Here is a 17,937-nt window from a genome sequence, read left to right as displayed (position 1 = left end):
CGGTGTCGGCACCGGGGGCCCCTCCGTCGTCCGGCCGGGTCTACTCCCCGAGCAGGGCCCGTACCCGGTCCTGGCCGACGGCCAGCAGCAGGGTGGGCAGCCGGGGGCCGGTGTCTCGTCCGACCAGCAGGTGGTAGAGCAGGGCGAAGAACGTGCGCTGGGCGGTCTTGATCTCCGGCGGCAGTTCCTTGGGCGTGGCGTCGGCGGAGAAGCCGGCCTGGACCTTGGGGACGCCGTAGACGAGGTGGGTGAGGCCGTCGAGGGACCAGTTGGCGGCGAGTCCGTCGAGGAGGAGCCGCAGGGACTGCTGGGCGGCCTCGTCGAGGGACTTGAGCAGTTCGGCGTCCGGCTCCTGGCGCACGACGGTGCGCTGGTCGGCGGGGACGTGGGTGTTGATCCAGGCCTCGGCCCTGTCGTACCGGGGCCGGGCCTCGTCGAGGGAGCCGAGCGGGTTGTCCGGGTCGAGCTCGCTCAGGATGCGCAGGGCCTGCTCCTGCTCGCCGGCGGTGATGTCGGCGACGGAGGCGAGGGTGCGGTAGGGCAGCGGCCGCGGGGTGCGCGGCAGCTCGGCGCCGGCGGTCCGCACCGCACGCGCGTGTGCGGCGACGTCGGCGGGCAGGGCGGAGCCGTCGGCGACCTTGCCGTCGAGCTTGTCCCACTCGTCGTAGAGCCGCTGGATCTCCTGGTCGAAGGCGATCTTGAAGGACTGGTTGGGGCGGCGGCGGGCGTAGAGCCAGCGCAGGAGCTGCGGTTCCATGATCTTCAGCGCGTCGCCGGGGGTGGGCACGCCGCCCTTGGACGACGACATCTTCGCCATGCCGCTGATGCCGACGAAGGCGTACATGGGCCCGATGGGCTGCTTGCCGCCGAAGATGCCGACGATCTGGCCGCCGACCTGGAAGGAGGAGCCCGGGGAGGAGTGGTCGACGCCGGAGGGCTCGAAGACGACGCCCTCGTAGGCCCACCGCATCGGCCAGTCGACCTTCCAGACCAGCTTGCCGCGGTTGAACTCGTTGAGCCGGACGGTCTCCGAGAAGCCGCACGCGGTGCAGGCGTACGTCAGTTCGGTGGTGTCGTCGTCGTAGGAGGTGACGGTGGTGAGGTCCTTCTCGCAGTTGCCGCAGTAGGGCTTGTACGGGAAGTAGCCGGCGGTGCCGGAGGAGCCGTCGTCCTCGTCGGCCGCGCCGGAGCCCTCGGCGGCTTCCAGCTCGGCCTCGTCGAGGGGCTTCTGCTGCTGCTTCTTCGCCGGGGCCTTCTTGGTGCGGTACTGGTCGAGGATCGCGTCGATGTCGGCGCGGTGCCTGATCGCGTGCAGGATCTGCTCGCGGTAGACGCCCGAGGTGTACTGCTCGGTCTGGCTGATGCCGTCGAACTCGACGCCGAGTTCGGCGAGGGACGCGGTCATCGCGGCCTTGAAGTGCTCGGCCCAGTTCGGGTGGGACGAGCCCGGCGGGGCCGGGACGGAGGTCAGCGGCTTGCCGATGTGCTCGGCCCAGGAGTCGTCGACGCCCGCGAGGCCGGCCGGCACCTTGCGGTAGCGGTCGTAGTCGTCCCAGGAGATGAGATGGCGCACCTGGTGTCCGCGGCGGCGGATCTCGTCGGCGACGAGGTGCGGGGTCATGACCTCGCGGAGGTTGCCGAGGTGGATGGGGCCGGAGGGGGACAGTCCGGAGGCGACCACCACAGGTTTGCCGGGGGCCCGACGCTCCGACTCTTCGATGACCTCGTCCGCGAAACGGGAGACCCAGTCGGTGGTCTCGGTGCTCTGAGCCACGATCGGCACGTCCTTCTTTCTCCGGGGCAGCCGGTACGGTCGACGGCTGGAGTCCCCATTCTCCCAGCTCCGCCCGCAACCGCGAAAACACCTTTACGAGACCGTGCCCCGGCCGCCGCTCCGGCCGCCGCCCCGGCACCGCCTCCCGCGCCCCGACAACCGGTTTGCCCCGCGTGGGATACTGGCGGCGTCTACCGATCCCACGAGGAGAACGGCTCCCACCCCATGACCTCGGTCACGTCGCTCACCGATCTCGTCCGTCAGTGCCTCGCGAACGCCCTCTCGGCCACCCTGCCGGAGGCCGGTGCGGACCCGCTGCTGCGACGAAGCGACCGGGCCGACTTCCAGGCCAACGGCATTCTGGCGCTGGCCAAGAAGGCGAAGGCGAACCCGCGGGAGCTGGCGACGCAGGTCGTGGCGAACGTGGTGTCGGGTGAGGTGATCGGGGAGATCGAGGTCTCGGGCCCCGGCTTCCTCAACGTCACGGTCACCGACGAGGCGATCACCCGGAACCTGGCGGCGCGCTACGCCGACGACACGGCCCGCCTCGGCGTGCCGCACGCGGCACAGCCCGGCACGACGGTCATCGACTACGCCCAGCCCAACGTGGCCAAGGAGATGCACGTCGGGCACCTGCGGTCGGCGGTGATCGGCGACGCGGTGGTGCGGATCCTGGAGTTCGCCGGCGAGACGGTCGTGCGCCGGCATCACATCGGCGACTGGGGAACCCAGTTCGGCATGCTCATCCAGTACCTGGACGAGCATCCGCACGAGCTGGACCACAAGGACGCCGAGGTGAGCGGCGAGGAGGCGATGTCGAACCTCGACCGCCTCTACAAGGCGGCCCGCCGGCTCTTCGACTCCGACGAGGAGTTCAAGACGCGCGCCCGTCGCCGGGTCGTGGACCTCCAGGCGGGCGACCCGCACACGCTCGCCGCCTGGCAGAAGTTCGTCGACGAGTCCAAGATCTACTTCTTCTCCGTCTTCGAGAAGCTGGACATGGAGATCCGCGACGAGGACATCGTCGGCGAGTCGGGCTACAACGACATGCTGCACGAGACCTGCCGTCTGCTGGAGGAGTCCGGGGTCGCGGTCCGCTCCGAGGGCGCGCTGTGCGTGTTCTTCGACGACGTCAAGGGCCCGGACGGCAACCCGGTGCCGCTGATCGTCCAGAAGTCCGACGGCGGCTTCGGCTATGCGGCGACCGACCTGTCGGCGATCCGCGACCGGGTGTTCCAGCTGAAGGCGGACACGCTGCTGTACGTGGTGGACGCCCGTCAGTCGCTGCACTTCAAGATGGTGTTCGAGACGGCGCGGCGGGCCGGCTGGCTCAACGACGACGTGACGGCGCACCAGTTGGCTTTCGGCACGGTCCTCGGCAAGGACGGCAAGCCGTTCAAGACCCGTGAGGGCGAGACGGTGCGGCTGGTCGACCTGCTGGACGAGGCGGTCGACCGGGCGACGGCCGTGGTCGGCGAGAAGCGCGAGAAGGTCGGCCTGACGGACCGGGAGGTCGCGGAGAACGGCCGGTACGTGGGCATCGGGGCGGTGAAGTACGCCGACCTGTCGACGTCGGCGGTGCGGGACTACAAGTTCGACCTGGACCAGATGGTCTCGCTGAACGGCGACACGTCCGTGTACCTCCAGTACGCGTACGCCCGTATCCAGTCGATCCTGCGCAGGGCGGGCGAGGCCCGGCCCGCCGCCCATCCGGAGCTGGCGCTCGCCCCGGCGGAGCGGGCGCTGGGTCTGCACCTGGACCGGTTCGGGGAGACGGTCGCGGAGGTGGCGGCGGCGTACGAGCCGCACAAGCTCGCCGCGTACCTGTACCAGCTGGCCTCGCTGCTGACGACGTTCTACGACCAGTGCCACGTGCTGTCGCCCGACAACGCGCCGGAGGTCGTGGAGAACCGTCTGTTCCTCGTGGATCTCACCGCCCGCACCCTGCACCGGGGGATGGCGCTGCTGGGCATCCGGACGCCCGAGCGGCTCTGAGACGCCGGAAGCACGCGACCGCGGCCCGCTCTCCCCACGCCGGGGAGAGCGGGCCGCGGTCGTCGGCGTCAGCAGGGGTAGAAGACGCTCATCTCGTTGGCGAACCGCTTGAACGCGGCCTTGGTGTTCGTGCCCGCTTTGCCGTCGATGCTGTCGTTGTAGTCCCAGCCGAAGGCCAGCATGCGCTGCAGCGCGCGGATCGTGTTGGCGCCGGGGTCGCCGTCGATGTCGTCGTTGTAGTTCCAGTACTCCTTGAGGTGGCGCTGCATCGCCTTCCAGCTGTTGGTGCCCAGCTGGCCGTCGATGTCGCCGGTGTACCGGGCCGGGGCGCCGCGCAGGAAGCACTGCACGTTCTTGGCCTGCTGAGAGCTGAGGCCGAAGTTCTGCGTCGCGAGGATCGCGGCCTGGGCGCCCACGGCCGCCTGTGAGGCGCCGGCGGTGTCCGCGGCGGTGGCCGCGCCGGCCCCCGCCAGGGTTCCGGCTGCGATCCCGACGGCTGCGGTGAAGCCGACGAGCGTCTTGGTCAGAGCTCGCATTCTGTCCCCTCCGATGGTTGGCGGCCGGCCGAAGCGACCGGCTCGACAACGAGACTGGGGGCGCGGGGCGCCGGTCGCCACCGTCGCCGGGAAACTGACGTCCCCACGGGACGACCACCACGCCGACCTGCGGGGACGTGACGTCCCGAGACGTGTCGGCGGGACGGCCGCGAGGGCGGGAGGCGGCCGGGAACCGCATGTCAGTGCCTGCCCGTACAGTCGCCGGCATGGCGACTCTTCCCAATCCGCTGCCCAAGCTGGCGTCCGATCCGAGCGGGCGCTCCCTCGGGCTGCAGCTCCCCCCGGGGAGGCTGATCGACGCGACCGACGAGGGTCCGTGGCACGAGCCGTTGCTGTGGCATGCGCAGCGGTCGGCCGCGCCGGGCAACTGGACCGCGCTCGGGGCGCGTTCGGCGCGGGCGGGGCTCCTGCCGGTGCTGGTCGACCTGGGCGGCTCCCAAGGCGGCCCGCAGGACTGGGAGTTGGCGCCCGGGGAGATGTCGTATCCGGGCGATCACGACGCGGAGGACGTGCTCGTGGAGTACTGGGAGGAGTGCGCGGCCGACGGCGAGGAGTGGCCGGGCCTGGCCGGCGGCCTCACTCTGGCCTCCGATCCGGACGTGCGCGCCGCGCAGGTCGCCGACGCGCTGGCCGGCGAGGGCGGCTCCCCCTTCGCCGCTCTCCATCTCGCCCTGGTCCCGGCGCGCCGCAGCGCGGACGTGCCCGCGGCGCTCGGCTGGACGGGCCCGGCCAACCACGAGAACGACACCGCCCGGCTCTGCGCGGTGCTGCGCTCGTGGGAGGACCGCTTCGGCATACGGGTCGTCGGGCTCGGCTTCGACGTGCTGGTGCTGTCCGTGGCAGCGCCGCCCGCCACGTCCGCGGAGGCGGCGGCGGTGGCCGCCGAGCACTTCGCGTTCTGCCCGGACAACGTCCTCCAGGGCGACGGGGACCTGGCGTCCTACGCGGAGCGGCTCGTCGGCGAGCACGCCTGGTCCTTCTGGTGGGACTGACGGCGCTCCCCACGGCCGTCACGGCCGCCCTGCCCGTCGCACCCGTCACCCCTTGAGTCCGCGCTCCAGCCTGCGCAGCCCCTCCGCGATCTCCCGCGGCGTCTGCGTCACGAAACACAGGCGCAGCGTCGAGCGGTCGGCGTCGCCCGCGTAGAAGGGGGCGCCGGGCACATAGGCCACGTCCTGGGCGACGACCTGCGGGAGGAGGGCCGTGGTGTCGTACGCGTCGGGGAGGCGGGCCCAGAGGAACATGCCGCCCTCGGGAGTGTTCCACTGCGACCCGTCCGGCAGTGCCGCGCCCAGCCCCGCCAGCATGGCGTCGCGCCGTTCGCGGTACACGGAGGCCACCCGGCCCACATGGGCGTCGAGATCCTCGACGGCCAGGTAGCGGGCGGCGGCGAGCTGGTTGACGGTCGGCGTGTGCAGGTCCGCGGCCTGCTTGGCGACGACGCAGGCCCGCCGCAGTTCGGCGGGGGCGCGCAGCCAGCCCAGCCGTATGCCGGGGGCCATGACCTTGGAGAAGGAGCCGAGCAGCACCGTGCGGTCGTGGGCGTCGGGGTGAGCGGCGATCCAGGGCACACGGGCCCCGTCGTAGCGGAGTTCGCCGTAGGGGTCGTCCTCCACGATCCACAGGCCGTGCCGGGCGGCGACGGAGGCGAGGGCGGCGCGGCGTGGGGCGGGGAGGGTTCGGCCGGTGGGGTTCTGGAAGGTGGGGACGGTGTAGAGCAGCTTGGGCCGTTCGCGGAGGACGAGGTCCGCGAGCGCCTCGGGGTCGGGGCCGTCCGCGTCGCCGGGCACGGCGAGGATCCGCGCCCCCGCGAGCCCGAAGACCTGGAGGGCGGCCAGGTAGCAGGGGGCCTCGACGAGGACGGTGTCGCCGGGGTCGAGCAGCGCGCTCGCCAGCAGGGACAGTGCCTGCTGGGACCCGGTGGTGACGAGGAGGTCGTCGGCGGCGGTGGGCAGCCCGCGGGCCGTCGTCCGGGCGGCGAGCCGTTCCCGCAGAGCCGGTTCGCCCTCGGTCGTGGAGTACTGCAGGGCCTGCGCCGGGGCCTCCTCCAGCACGTGCCGGAAAGCGGCGGCCACACCGTCGCGGTCGAACAGCTCGGGCGCGGGCAGCCCGCCCGCGAAGTTGATCACCTCGGGGCGGGCGGTGACGGCGAGGATGTCCCGCACGGGCGAGCCGCCGATCGACCGGCTGCGGGCGGCCAGCGGGGGAACCGAGCGGGGCGCGGACACGGATGCGACAGTCATGTCCGCAGCCTAGGGAGATACGTGCCGCCTACACCCGGGTTTCTGCCATGTGGACGGCCCCGGAAGCCGGACGCCTGTGCCGCCGGTGTGTCCGCACCCGGCGGCCACGGGCGGCTCCGCAGGCCGTCGGGCGTCCCACACCCCGTCCCGCATGGGCGGCGTTCATGCAGGTAGGACGCCGTGGGACCGTTCCGGCGTCCCGAATCGGGCCACGGATGTGGAAGGCGCGAGCCGTACGGCACAGGCTTGCCTCATGTCCCATCGCCCCGCTCCCCCCACCCGGCGTCGTGTCCGTCTGCTCGCCGTCGCGCTCACCGCCGCCGCGGCGCTCACCCTCACCGCGTGCCATGACGGCGAGGGCCTGCGCGACGAGGGCCCGTCCAGCTCCAGCACCCTGAACGGCTCCGGCCCGGTGACCGGCTCAGGCTTCGGCCCCGGTTTCGGCCCCGGCTCCGGTGACCTGAGCTAGCGCAGTTTCCGGGCCGCCTCGGTGGCCCAGTAGGTGAGGATGTTCCGGGCGCCGGCCCGCTTGATCCCGGTCAGCGTCTCCAGGATCGCCCGGTCGCGGTCGATCCAGCCCTTCTCGGCGGCGGCCTCGATCATCGAGTACTCGCCCGAGATCTGGTAGGCGACGACCGGCACGTCCACGGCGTCGGCGACCCGGGCGAGGATGTCGAGGTAGGGGCCGGCCGGCTTGACCATGACCATGTCCGCGCCCTCCTCCAGGTCGAGGGCGAGCTCGCGCATCGACTCGCGGAGGTTGGCCGGGTCCTGCTGGTAGGTCTTGCGGTCGCCCTTCAGCGAGGAGCCGACGGCCTCCCGGAACGGCCCGTAGAAGGCGGACGCGTACTTGGCGGTGTACGCGAGGATCGAGACGTCCTCCCGCCCGATCTGGTCGAGCGCGTCGCGGACGACGCCGATCTGCCCGTCCATCATCCCGCTGGGCCCGACCACGTGGGCGCCGGCGTCGGCCTGCACCTGCGCCATCTCCGCGTACCGCTCGAGGGTGGCGTCGTTGTCGACGCGTCCCTCCTCGTCCAGCACGCCGCAGTGCCCGTGGTCGGTCGTCTCGTCCAGGCACAGGTCGGACATGACGAGCAGGTCGTCCCCCACCTCGGCGCGGACGTCCCGCAGGGCGACCTGCAGAATCCCCTCCGGGTCGGTCCCCGGCGTCCCGACAGCGTCCTTCTTGGACTCCTCCGGCACGCCGAACAGCATGATCCCGGAGATCCCCGCCTCGACGGCCTCCAGCGCGGCCTTCTTCAGACTGTCCCGCGTGTGCTGCACGACCCCCGGCATCGCCGTGATCGGCACCGGCTCGCTCACGCCCTCCCGCACGAACGCGGGCAGGATGAAGTCGGCCGGATGCAGGCGCGTCTCCGCGACCATGCGCCGCATGACGGGAGTGGTGCGCAGCCGCCGGGGCCGCGTCCCGGGAAAAGATCCGTACGTCGTCATGCGCCCTACGCTACGCCCGGCCCGGGAAACCACTTGCCGACGTCCTGTCGACCCCGGGCGGGGTGCCCCGGCGCGGGTCGCCCGGACTGCGCCCGGCGCCTTCCGCGGCGATACCGGCCGGTCCCGGCCCGCGCGGCGACCGAGGGCGCTGCCCCTCGGCGGCCCTTCGGACGAGAGCTCCGTCGACGAAACCCGCTTCGCCCGGGCCCCTTTCAGGGCAGGCGCGGGGGCCCGGGGGCCGCAGCCCCCGGGACGGTCACCCCACCGCTCAGGTCGCCCGCCTCCGGCGCGCGCCCGGCCGGCGCTCGCTCGGGCGGCTGACCGGGTCCCCGGCCTCCTGGGCCGCCGCGCGCCGGCGCAGACCGAAGTCGGCCAGCGCCTCGGCGAGCTTGTGCACCGACGGCTCGGGAGCCATCACGTCGACCCGCAGCCCGTGCTCCTCGGCCGTCTTGGCGGTCGCCGGGCCGATGCACGCGATGACGGTGACGTTGTGCGGCTTGCCCGCGATGCCCACCAGGTTGCGCACGGTGGACGACGACGTGAAGAGCACGGCGTCGAAACCGCCGCCCTTGATCGCCTCGCGCGTCTCGGCCGGCGGAGGCGAGGCCCGCACGGTCCGGTAGGCGGTCACGTCGTCGACCTCCCAGCCCAGCTCGATGAGCCCGGCCACCAGGGTCTCGGTGGCGATGTCGGCGCGCGGCAGGAACACCCGGTCGATCGGGTCGAAGACGGGGTCGTAGGGCGGCCAGTCATCGAGGAGCCCGGCGGCCGACTGCTCGCCGCTCGGCACCAGGTCCGGCTTCACGCCGAAGGCGATCAGCGCCTTCGCGGTCTGCTCGCCCACCGCGGCCACCTTGATGCCCGCGAAGGCACGCGCGTCGAGCCCGTACTCCTCGAACTTCTCCCGCACCGCCTTGACGGCGTTGACGGAGGTGAACGCGATCCACTCGTAGCGGCCGGTCACCAGGCCCTTGACGGCGCGCTCCATCTGCTGGGGCGTGCGCGGCGGCTCGACGGCGATCGTCGGCACCTCGTGCGGCACGGCCCCGTACGACCTCAGCTGGTCGGAGAGCGAGACCGCCTGCTCCTTCGTGCGCGGCACGAGGACCTTCCAGCCGAACAGCGGCTTGGACTCGAACCACGACAGCTGGTGGCGCTGGGCGGGGGCGGAACGCTCGCCGACCACCACTATCACCGGCCGGCCGCCCTCCGGGGAGGGCAGCACCTTCGCCTGCTTCAGCGTCTGGGCGATCGTGCCCAGCGTCGCCGACCACGTCCGCTGCCGGGTCGTGGTGCCGGCCACGGTGACCGTCATCGGTGTGTCCGGCTTGCGGCCCGCCGACACCAGCTCGCCCGCGGCCGAGGCCACCGAGTCGAGGGTCGTCGACACGACGACCGTGCCGTCGGAGGCGCCGACCTCGGTCCAGCAGCGGTCCGAGGCCGTGCGCGCGTCCACGAACCGGACGTCCGCGCCCTGCGCGTCGCGCAGCGGCACACCGGCGTACGCGGGCACGCCGACGGCGGCCGCGATGCCGGGGACCACCTCGAAGGGAACGCCGGCGGCCGCGCACGCGAGCATTTCCTCCGCCGCGTACGTATCCAGTCCCGGGTCCCCGGACACCGCACGGACGACCCGCCTGCCGCCCCGCGCGGCCTCCATGACAAGATGTGCGGCATCGCGCACAGCGGGTGCCTCAGCGGTTGTTGACGTGCCGTCAACGATCGTCGGGCGGGGTGCGCCCGTGAGCGCGAGCGGGTCCGGCGAAGGACCCGCGTCCGCGTTCACGACGGCGACACCCGGCCTGGCGTGCGTCCGCACCACGTCGAGCACCTCGTGCTCGGCGACGAGGACGTCCGCGTGCGCCAGCGCCTCGACGGCGCGCAGAGTCAGTAGCCCCGGATCCCCGGGTCCGGCACCCAGGAAGGTGACGTGCCCGTGTTCAGGACCGGCGGCTGGAAGGGCGGTGGGGCTCACTGTGCTCGCTCCCCCATCAGACCGGCCGCGCCCTGGGCGAGCATCTCGGCGGCGAGTTCGCGACCGAGCGCCATTGCCCCGTCGTGCGTCTCGGGCACGGGACCGGTGGTGGACAGCTGCACCGTGCGAGCGCCGTCGGTGGTGCCGACGACGCCGCGCAGGCGCATCTCCTTGACAATCTGCCCGTCGGCCAGAAGGTCGGCCAGCGCGCCCACAGGGGCGCTGCAGCCGGCCTCCAGGGCGGCGAGCAGGGACCTTTCGGCAGTGACGGCGACCCGGGTGAAGGGGTCGTCGAGTTCGCCGAGCGAGGCGATCAGCGCCGCGTCGTGCGCGGCGCATTCGATCGCCAGTGCTCCCTGGCCGGGAGCGGGCAGAACCGTGTCTATCGACAGGAAGTCGGTGACCTCGTCGATGCGGCCGATGCGGCTCAGGCCGGCCGCGGCCAGCACCACCGCGTCCAGCTCGCCGTCGTGCACGTACCGGATCCGGGTGTCGACGTTCCCGCGTATCGGCACGGTCTCTATGTCCAGCCCGTGGCTGCGCGCGTACGCGTTCAGCTGCGCCATGCGGCGCGGCGAGCCGGTGCCGATGCGCGCCCCGCGCGGCAGGTCGGTGAACTTCAGCGCGTCCCGGGCGACGATCACGTCACGGGGATCCTCGCGCACCGGCACGGCGGCCAGGACCAGGTCCTCGGGCTGCGTGGTGGGGAGGTCCTTCAGCGAGTGAACCGCGAAGTCGACCTCACCCCTCGCCAGCGCGTCGCGCAGCGCGGTCACGAAGACGCCCGTGCCGCCGATCTGCGCCAGCTGCTCTCGGGAGACGTCGCCGTAGGTGGTGATCTCGACGAGTTCCACGGGCCGTCCGGTCACCCGGCTCACGGCGTCCGCGACCTGCCCGGACTGGGCCATGGCGAGTTTGCTGCGCCTGGTCCCCAGTCTCAGTGCTTTCGTACTCATGCCGCTCATGCCGGCCCTCGGTTCTGTGCGTTCTTCTCGGTGCTGTCCTCGGCCCGGGACACGGCGGCCACCGTCTCCTGGTCGAGGTCGAACAGGGTCCGCAGCGCGTCCGCGTACCCGGCGCCGCCGGGCTCGGCCGCGAGCTGCTTGACCCGGACGGTCGGCGCGTGCAGCAGCTTGTCGACGACGCGCTTCACGGTCTGCGTGATCTCCGCCCGGTGCTTGTCGTCCAGGCCGGGCAGCCGCCCGTCGAGCCGGGCGATCTCGCCCGCCACGACGTCGGCGGCCATGGCGCGCAGCGCGACCACGGTCGGGGTGATGTGCGCGGCCCGCTGTGCGGCGCCGAAGGCGGCGACCTCGTCGGCGACGATCCGCCGCACCTGGTCGACGTCGGCGGCCATCGGCGCGTCGGCGGAGGCCTCGGAGAGCGACTCGATGTCGACCAGCCGCACCCCGGCGAGGCGGTGCGCGGCCGGGTCGACGTCCCGCGGCATCGCGAGGTCGAGCAGGAAGAGGACGGGCTGCGGCCGCGTCGGCGTGGCGACCGGCTCGGGCCTGCGGCGCTCGGGGATGCGGCCGACGGCGGCGGCGGTCGCGGCGAGCGCTGTGATCAGCTCGGCGTCGGTCTCGGGGCTGCGGCGGGCGGCGAGCCGGCGGTCCACGGTCGCGTTGTCGACCCAGGCGGCGTGCTGCTCCAGCGTGGCCGCGTCCATGCCGGCGACGGCGGCCTCCCCCATCACGGAGAAGCCGGCCTGCTGCACGGCGGACTGCTGCACGGCGGCCAGGTCGAGCGGGCAGTTCTCGTCGGCGCCGGCCGAGGTGTGCGGCAGCGGCCGTACGTCCGGGGTCGCGCTCTGTTCGTCGAAGGCGGCGGGCGCCCCGGTGCGGCCCTCGACGGCGGCGGCGACCGCTTCCGCCGTCAGGACCAGGCCCGTCGCGCCGGTGCAGGAGACGGCCAGGTCGGCACATGTCAGCTCGGCCGGCACCGATTCCATCGGTACCGCGCGGGCCGACACGTCCGTGCCGCCGGCCTCCGCCAGTATCTGGGCGAGCCGCTCGGCCCGGTCGAGGGTGCGGTTGGCGACCACGATCTCGGCGACCCCGGCCCGCGCGAGCGTGGCGGCGGCCAGCGACGACATGGAACCCGCGCCGATGACGAGGGCCCGCTTGCCCCGCGCCCACCCGGTCACGTCCTCGCCGGTGGCGAGCTGCTCCAGGCCGAAGGTGACCAGGGACTGCCCGGCGCGGTCGATGCCGGTCTCGGAGTGCGCGCGCTTGCCGACCCTGAGGGCCTGCTGGAACAGGTCGTTCAGCAGCCGTCCGGCGGTGTGCAGCTCCTGCGCCCGGGCCAGCGAGTCCTTGATCTGCCCGAGGATCTGCCCCTCGCCGACGACCATGGAGTCCAGCCCGCAGGCCACCGAGAAGAAGTGGTGGACGGCGCGGTCCTCGTAGTGCACGTAGAGATAGGGAGTGAGCTCCTCGATGCCGACGCCGCTGTGCTGGGCGAGCAGCGTGGAGAGCTCGGCGACGCCCGCGTGGAACTTGTCCACGTCGGCGTACAGCTCGATCCGGTTGCAGGTGGCGAGGACGGCGGCCTCGGTGGCCGGTTCGGCGGCGACCGTGTCCTGGAGCAGCTTGAACTGGGCGTCCGTGGACAGCGAGGCGCGCTCCAGCACGCTCACCGGGGCGCTGCGGTGGCTCAGTCCGACGACGAGGAGGCTCATGCCGGCATCACGGCGGGCACGTCCCCGTCGGGTCCCTGGTCGGTGGAGGCGTCGTGGCCGGCCGGCGCGGGGGCGGCGGCGTCGCTCGCCGCGGCCTCCTCGACGGCCTTGCGCTGCTCGTGGAAGGCGAGGATCTGCAGCTCGATGGAGAGGTCGACCTTGCGCACGTCGACGCCGTCGGGCACGGACAGCACGGTCGGCGCGAAGTTCAGGATGGAGGTGATGCCGGCGGCCACGAGCCGGTCGCAGACCTGCTGGGCGACGCCCGGCGGGGTCGTGATGACGCCGATGGAGACGCCGTTCTCGGAGATGATCTTCTCCAGGCCGTCGCTGTGCTGCACGGCGATCCCGGCGACCTGCTTCCCGGCCATCGCGGGGTCGGCGTCGATGAGCGCCGCGACCCGGAACCCGCGCGAGGCGAACCCGCCGTAGTTGGCGAGCGCCGCGCCGAGGTTTCCGATGCCGACGATGACGACCGGCCAGTCCTGGGTGAGGCCCAGCTCACGTGAGATCTGGTAGACGAGGTACTCGACGTCGTAGCCGACACCGCGGGTTCCGTAGGAGCCCAGGTAGGAGAAGTCCTTGCGCAGCTTCGCGGAGTTGACGCCCGCGGCGGCCGCGAGCTCCTCGGAGGAGACCGTGGGCACCGAGCGCTCCGACAGTGCGGTCAGCGCGCGGAGGTACAGCGGAAGCCGGGCGACGGTGGCCTCGGGAATCCCTCGGCTACGGGTCGCCGGTCGGTGAGTTCGGCCAGTTGCCACGGTGCTCCTGCGGGTAGAGCGGGGCTGCAGGCGGTCACATGTTCCCAGACCGCCCCGTCGACAGCAGGCTATGTCTTTGTGAACGCGTGCACAAAGATGGTGTCCGATTTGCCCGGCCAACGTGACCGGGGTCACGCGCGTCATTACAGGGGGCAAACCGTCACTCTCCTCGTGAATCCCGCCCCCGAGACCAAAGCGCCATCGATCCTAAGCGACGTCCGGTACGTCCTTGTACTGCTCGGTCAGTTCCCTTCCGGTCCCATCCGTCCTCATCCGGCGAGCTCCTTGCGGAGTCGCCCCTCGTCCACCCGCCAGAAGGTGTGCTGCCTGCCGTCCACCAGGACCACCGGGATCTGCTCCCAGTACTGCTCGTACAGGTCGCGGTCGTCGGCGATGTCCTTCTCCTCCCAGGGCACACCGAGCTCCCCGCAGACCCGCGCGATCACCCGCTCCGCGTCGTCGCACAGATGGCAGCCCGCCTTGCGGATGAGAGTGACCGACCGCTCGTGCGCGTCGGTCCGGCGTCGGAAGAGGGGAGTCATGGCGCCATTGTCGCGCTTTCGGCGACGGGACGGCCGCGAGTGTTCACACGTTGCCAACCTCATGGATCCGGAACCGCCGAACGGACTGGCTATGCTCACGCCATGGCCGCTCTAGGATGGCTCACTCCCCGTAGGCGTTCCGCCACGGCGCGGAGCGTGTTGGCAGGCGAGGCCTCGGCCGAGGCAGCCCGCAAGTCCACCCAGGAAGCCCTGGACTCCCAGGACGCCCTGGACACCTCAGGCCGGGAACCGCAGTTCCCGGTGCACGGCGACGCGATGGCCGCCGCCTTCTTCGACCTCGACAACACCGTGATGCAGGGCGCCGCGCTCTTCCACTTCGGCCGCGGCCTCTACAAACGGAAGTTCTTCGAGACCCGCGATCTGGTCCGCTTCGCCTGGCAGCAGGCGTGGTTCCGGCTGGCCGGCGTCGAGGATCCCGAGCACATGCAGGAGGCCCGCGACTCGGCCCTGTCGATCGTCCAGGGCCACCGCGTCTCCGAGCTGATGTCGATCGGCGAGGAGATCTACGACGAGTACATGGCCGAGCGCATCTGGCCGGGCACCCGCGCCCTGGCCCAGGCCCACCTGGACGCCGGCCAGAAGGTGTGGTTGGTCACAGCCGCCCCGGTGGAGATCGCCCAGGTGATCGCCCGCCGGCTCGGCCTCACCGGCGCGCTGGGCACGGTCGCGGAGTCGGTCGACGGCGTCTACACCGGCAAGCTGGTGGGCGAGCCCCTGCACGGACCCGCCAAGGCGGAGGCGGTGCGCGCGCTGGCGGCGGCGGAGAACCTGGACCTCTCGCGCTGCGCCGCGTACAGCGACTCCCACAACGACATCCCGATGCTCTCGCTGGTCGGCCACCCCTACGCCATCAACCCGGACGCCAAGCTGCGCAAGCACGCCCACAGTCTGGACTGGCGGCTGCGCGACTACCGCACCGGCCGCAAGGCGGCGAAGGTCGGCATCCCCGCGGCGGCGGGCGTCGGCGCGGTGGCCGGCGGCACGGCGGCGGCGATCGCGCTGCACCGGCGCCGGCGCTGAGCCGACCGGCGCGCGGGGCGGGGCTCGCGGGAACAAGGACAGGGCCGAGCGGCCGGACGGTACGACACCGCCCGGCCGCTCCATCGTGCGCCCCACGGCCACGCGCCGGCACCCGCCCGTGTCCGGCGCCTCTCCCCCGCCGGCACCCCGCCCGTGTCCGTCACACCGGCGACAACACCCCACACCCACGAGCAAACCCGGCCAATCCGACGGCCGTACCCGCGTAACCCCGTATCCAGTCCCGTTGTCCGCGCACCGCCACAACACGCCCTGGACCGACCCGAAACTCAAACCCTTTCGATCAACAATCGCTCAGCCTGCATCACTTGATCGAGCGCCAATAGGCCACAGAAGCGACGTAATCGATGATTTGAGCAACTCGGCGTAGCAGGCCCTGTACGAAGCGTTATTCTCCTCAGACGCAATCCGGTACCCCTCCTGTCGCTACGACGGGTGAAAGGTTCCGCACTGCACGTGATGGAAGCTCTGCCTCTGGGAGTCCCGTGTACCCACACGTCGGGGTTGACACCTCGGGCCTGGCTACGCTGCGCGCAACGGTCGCTACGGTCCAGGACCTGTTGCGCGGCTTCGTCCCCACCGCGTACGCCGGCCCCGCCTTCGCCACCGCCGCTCCGGCGGTGGGCCCCTGCTACGCACTGGCGGAAGGCAGCGCCGCGGTCGGCAGAAGAGGGCGCTCGACCAGCGGCGCGACCACCGCCACCCGCCGACCGGCCGCCGACAGCGACAGCGCCCGGATGATGGACCTCGTCGAACGAGCTCAGGCCGGCGAGGCCGACGCCTTCGGGCGGCTGTACGACCAGTACAGCGACACCGTGTACCGCTACATCTACTACCGGGTGGGCGGCAAGGCGACCGCCGAGGACCTCACCAGCGAGACGTTCCTGCGCGCCCTGCGCCGCATCGGGACGTTCACCTGGCAGGGCCGCGACTTCGGCGCCTGGCTCGTCACCATCGCCCGCAACCTCGTGGCCGACCACTTCAAGTCGAGCCGCTTCCGGCTCGAGGTGACCACCGGCGAGATGCTCGACGCCAACGAGGTCGAGCGCTCCCCCGAGGACTCCGTCCTGGAGTCCCTGTCCAACGCCGCACTGCTGGACGCGGTGCGGCGGCTCAACCCCCAGCAGCAGGAGTGTGTGACGCTCCGGTTCCTGCAGGGTCTCTCCGTCGCCGAGACCGCTCGGGTGATGGGCAAGAACGAGGGCGCCATCAAGACCCTCCAGTACCGGGCCGTCCGCACCCTCGCCCGGCTGCTGCCGGAAGACGCCCGCTGACCGCCCCCGCCCGCAGCCCACTGTCGGCGTTCCCCAACTCACGTTCAGTGAAAGTCCGTTGCCTTCCCGATCCGATCATCCGCAGTCCGTAACCCAAGTGCCGCGCCAGTCGTTGTGCGGGATACAGGCTCCCTGTGGTCACGTCCTGGCCGACCCCGATCACTCGATCGGGTGCAACCGGCACAGGGCGTGCAACCCTCAGTACCCCAAGGGAGTCGACCGTCATGACGAGAGGAGGTGCCGCCCGTGATCGCGAACGTATCGGCGCACCGGCGGGCGAACGCCTTCGCCCAGGCCCTGGAGGAGCAGTCCGCCCAGGGCACGGCGGCCGAGCAGACCGAAGGATCACCGCCGGCGCCCGCCGCTGCGGACCAGACCGGGCAGGGCCAGCTGCTGGCCCTCGCCACGAGTCTCGCCGAGCTGCCCAAGCCGGAACTCGATCCCGAGGTCAAGGTCGTCCAGCGGGCCCAGTTGGTCGCAGCGATGGAGGCCATGCTGCAGGCTGGCACCGCGGGAGGCGAGGCAGCGGACCTGTCGGTCCCCGAACAGCGATCCCACCGGGGCAAGGGCACACACAGGGCCGGCCCGCTGGGCAAGTTCCGGCCACGTTCCCGCCTCGCCAGGGGCCTCACCGCGGGCGGCCTCAGCGTCGGCGTCGCGGCGGGAGCCTTCGGCGGGGTCGCCGCGGCGAGCTCCGACGCCCTGCCCGGCGACGGGCTGTACGGGCTGAAGCGCGGGATCGAGGACTTCAAGCTCAACTACCTGGCCGACGGGGACGACGAACGCGGTCGCACCTACCTCGACCAGGCCTCCACCCGGCTCGGCGAGGCCCGTAGGCTCATGGAACGGGGCCGCAGCGGCGACCTCGACCACGAATCCCTCGGCGAGATCCGGCGCGCCCTGAACGGCATGCAGCACGACGCGTCGGAAGGCCATCGCCTCCTCCACGAGGCGTACGCGCACAACCCCGACTCGCTGGGCCCCATCCAGGCCCTCGAGGCGTTCTCGCGCTCGCACCGCGAGGCGTGGGGTGCCCTGCGCGAGCGGCTCCCGGTCCAGCTCGGGGACGTCAGTCAGCAGGTCTCGTCGGTCTTCGACGCCATAGACGACGAGGTCGCCCCGCTGCAGTCCCTGCTCCCGCGGCCCCCCGCCCCGGGCGGCCGTGACACCCGTCACGGCACCGGGTCGGCGTCCACCGGCAGCTCCTCGGACACCGGTCGCGGGACCGCGCCGGGCGGCGGCAAGGACACCTCCGACGACACCGGGGGCGACACCGGCAGCCCCAGCAGGTCCGCCACGTCCGGGACGGACGACGACGGCCTCCTCGGCGGCAACACCGGCGGCCTCCTCGACCCCCCGAAGGACACCGGCGGCACCGCCCCGACCACCACCCCGCCCCTCACCCGGCCCGACGTCACCCTCCCGCCGCTCCTCCCGGGCCTCCTCCCGGGCCTGGGCATCGACGGCGAGGACGCGGAGTAGCACCACCGCACACGGCGATGGGGGCGCCTCTTCTCGGAAGGGGCGCCCCCATCGGCGTGCCCGCGCGCCGAACGGCCCAGGGGACAGGCCGTGGAACGGCCGACGACGCCGCCAACCCGCAATGGCCGGCTGCCGGC

Annotated in this window: 15 protein-coding genes; 6 read left to right on the top strand and 9 right to left on the bottom strand. The window is 72.3% G+C overall.

Annotated elements, in window-relative coordinates:
• Positions 1–40: 40 nt before the first annotated feature.
• Positions 41–1,783, bottom strand: a complete 1,743-nt coding sequence (gene lysS, locus QF032_RS22770) for a lysine--tRNA ligase (protein ID WP_307045193.1) — start codon at positions 1,781–1,783, stop codon at positions 41–43.
• A gap of 216 nt (positions 1,784–1,999) precedes the next feature.
• Between lysS and argS the strand changes: the two genes are divergently transcribed.
• Positions 2,000–3,769: an arginine--tRNA ligase gene (argS, locus tag QF032_RS22765; protein ID WP_307045192.1), complete on the top strand. Its 1,770-nt coding sequence runs from the start codon at positions 2,000–2,002 to the stop codon at positions 3,767–3,769.
• Positions 3,770–3,837: 68 nt separating this feature from the next.
• Here argS and QF032_RS22760 read toward each other — a convergent pair whose 3' ends face one another.
• Complete coding sequence (locus QF032_RS22760) at positions 3,838–4,305, bottom strand: peptidoglycan-binding protein (protein ID WP_307045191.1); 468 nt, start codon at positions 4,303–4,305, stop codon at positions 3,838–3,840.
• Between the two features lie 227 nt (positions 4,306–4,532).
• On the opposite strand from QF032_RS22760, the gene QF032_RS22755 reads away from it, so the two are divergent.
• Entirely contained in the window at positions 4,533–5,318 is a 786-nt protein-coding gene (locus QF032_RS22755) for a DUF4253 domain-containing protein (RefSeq protein ID WP_307057273.1), read from the top strand.
• A 45-nt stretch (positions 5,319–5,363) separates the two neighbouring features.
• Here QF032_RS22755 and QF032_RS22750 read toward each other — a convergent pair whose 3' ends face one another.
• Entirely contained in the window at positions 5,364–6,569 is a 1,206-nt protein-coding gene (locus tag QF032_RS22750) for an aminotransferase-like domain-containing protein (protein ID WP_307045189.1), read from the bottom strand.
• Positions 6,570–6,822: 253 nt separating this feature from the next.
• On the opposite strand from QF032_RS22750, the gene QF032_RS22745 reads away from it, so the two are divergent.
• Positions 6,823–7,038: a hypothetical protein gene (locus QF032_RS22745; RefSeq protein WP_307045188.1), complete on the top strand. Its 216-nt coding sequence runs from the start codon at positions 6,823–6,825 to the stop codon at positions 7,036–7,038.
• Here the strand turns inward: QF032_RS22745 and hemB are convergent.
• The 6 genes from hemB to QF032_RS22715 form a co-directional block, all read right to left on the bottom strand.
• Positions 7,035–8,027 (bottom strand): porphobilinogen synthase, encoded by a 993-nt coding sequence (gene hemB, locus QF032_RS22740; RefSeq protein WP_307045187.1) that lies wholly within the window; start codon positions 8,025–8,027, stop codon positions 7,035–7,037. The genes QF032_RS22745 and hemB overlap by 4 nt on opposite strands.
• Positions 8,028–8,295: 268 nt before the next feature.
• Positions 8,296–10,002 (bottom strand): bifunctional uroporphyrinogen-III C-methyltransferase/uroporphyrinogen-III synthase, encoded by a 1,707-nt coding sequence (locus tag QF032_RS22735; protein WP_306949895.1) that lies wholly within the window; start codon positions 10,000–10,002, stop codon positions 8,296–8,298.
• Complete coding sequence (gene hemC, locus QF032_RS22730) at positions 9,999–10,958, bottom strand: hydroxymethylbilane synthase (RefSeq protein ID WP_306949896.1); 960 nt, start codon at positions 10,956–10,958, stop codon at positions 9,999–10,001. Before hemC ends, QF032_RS22735 begins: the two co-directional genes overlap by 4 nt.
• A 5-nt stretch (positions 10,959–10,963) precedes the next feature.
• Positions 10,964–12,682 (bottom strand): glutamyl-tRNA reductase, encoded by a 1,719-nt coding sequence (locus QF032_RS22725; protein ID WP_307045186.1) that lies wholly within the window; start codon positions 12,680–12,682, stop codon positions 10,964–10,966.
• On the bottom strand, positions 12,679–13,443 hold the full coding sequence (locus QF032_RS22720; protein WP_306949899.1) for a redox-sensing transcriptional repressor Rex: 765 nt from the start codon (positions 13,441–13,443) through the stop codon (positions 12,679–12,681). The genes QF032_RS22725 and QF032_RS22720 overlap by 4 nt, the downstream gene beginning before the upstream one ends.
• Before the next feature lie 269 nt (positions 13,444–13,712).
• Positions 13,713–13,985 (bottom strand): glutaredoxin family protein, encoded by a 273-nt coding sequence (locus tag QF032_RS22715; protein WP_306949901.1) that lies wholly within the window; start codon positions 13,983–13,985, stop codon positions 13,713–13,715.
• Between the two features lie 102 nt (positions 13,986–14,087).
• Between QF032_RS22715 and QF032_RS22710 the strand changes: the two genes are divergently transcribed.
• The 3 genes from QF032_RS22710 to QF032_RS22700 all read left to right on the top strand — a co-directional run bounded on the left by QF032_RS22710 (position 14,088) and on the right by QF032_RS22700 (position 17,800).
• Entirely contained in the window at positions 14,088–15,026 is a 939-nt protein-coding gene (locus QF032_RS22710) for an HAD family hydrolase (RefSeq protein WP_307045185.1), read from the top strand.
• Between the two features lie 503 nt (positions 15,027–15,529).
• Positions 15,530–16,318: an ECF subfamily RNA polymerase sigma factor, BldN family gene (locus QF032_RS22705; protein ID WP_306949904.1), complete on the top strand. Its 789-nt coding sequence runs from the start codon at positions 15,530–15,532 to the stop codon at positions 16,316–16,318.
• Between the two features lie 246 nt (positions 16,319–16,564).
• Positions 16,565–17,800 (top strand): DUF5667 domain-containing protein, encoded by a 1,236-nt coding sequence (locus QF032_RS22700; RefSeq protein WP_307057272.1) that lies wholly within the window; start codon positions 16,565–16,567, stop codon positions 17,798–17,800.
• The last annotated feature ends 137 nt before the right edge of the window (positions 17,801–17,937 follow it).

The sequence above is a fragment of the Streptomyces achromogenes genome (assembly GCF_030816715.1).
Classification (GTDB): domain Bacteria; phylum Actinomycetota; class Actinomycetes; order Streptomycetales; family Streptomycetaceae; genus Streptomyces; species Streptomyces achromogenes_A.
The sequence above is the reverse complement of the archived record's forward strand: the minus strand, read 5'-3'. Positions and strand labels throughout refer to the sequence as shown.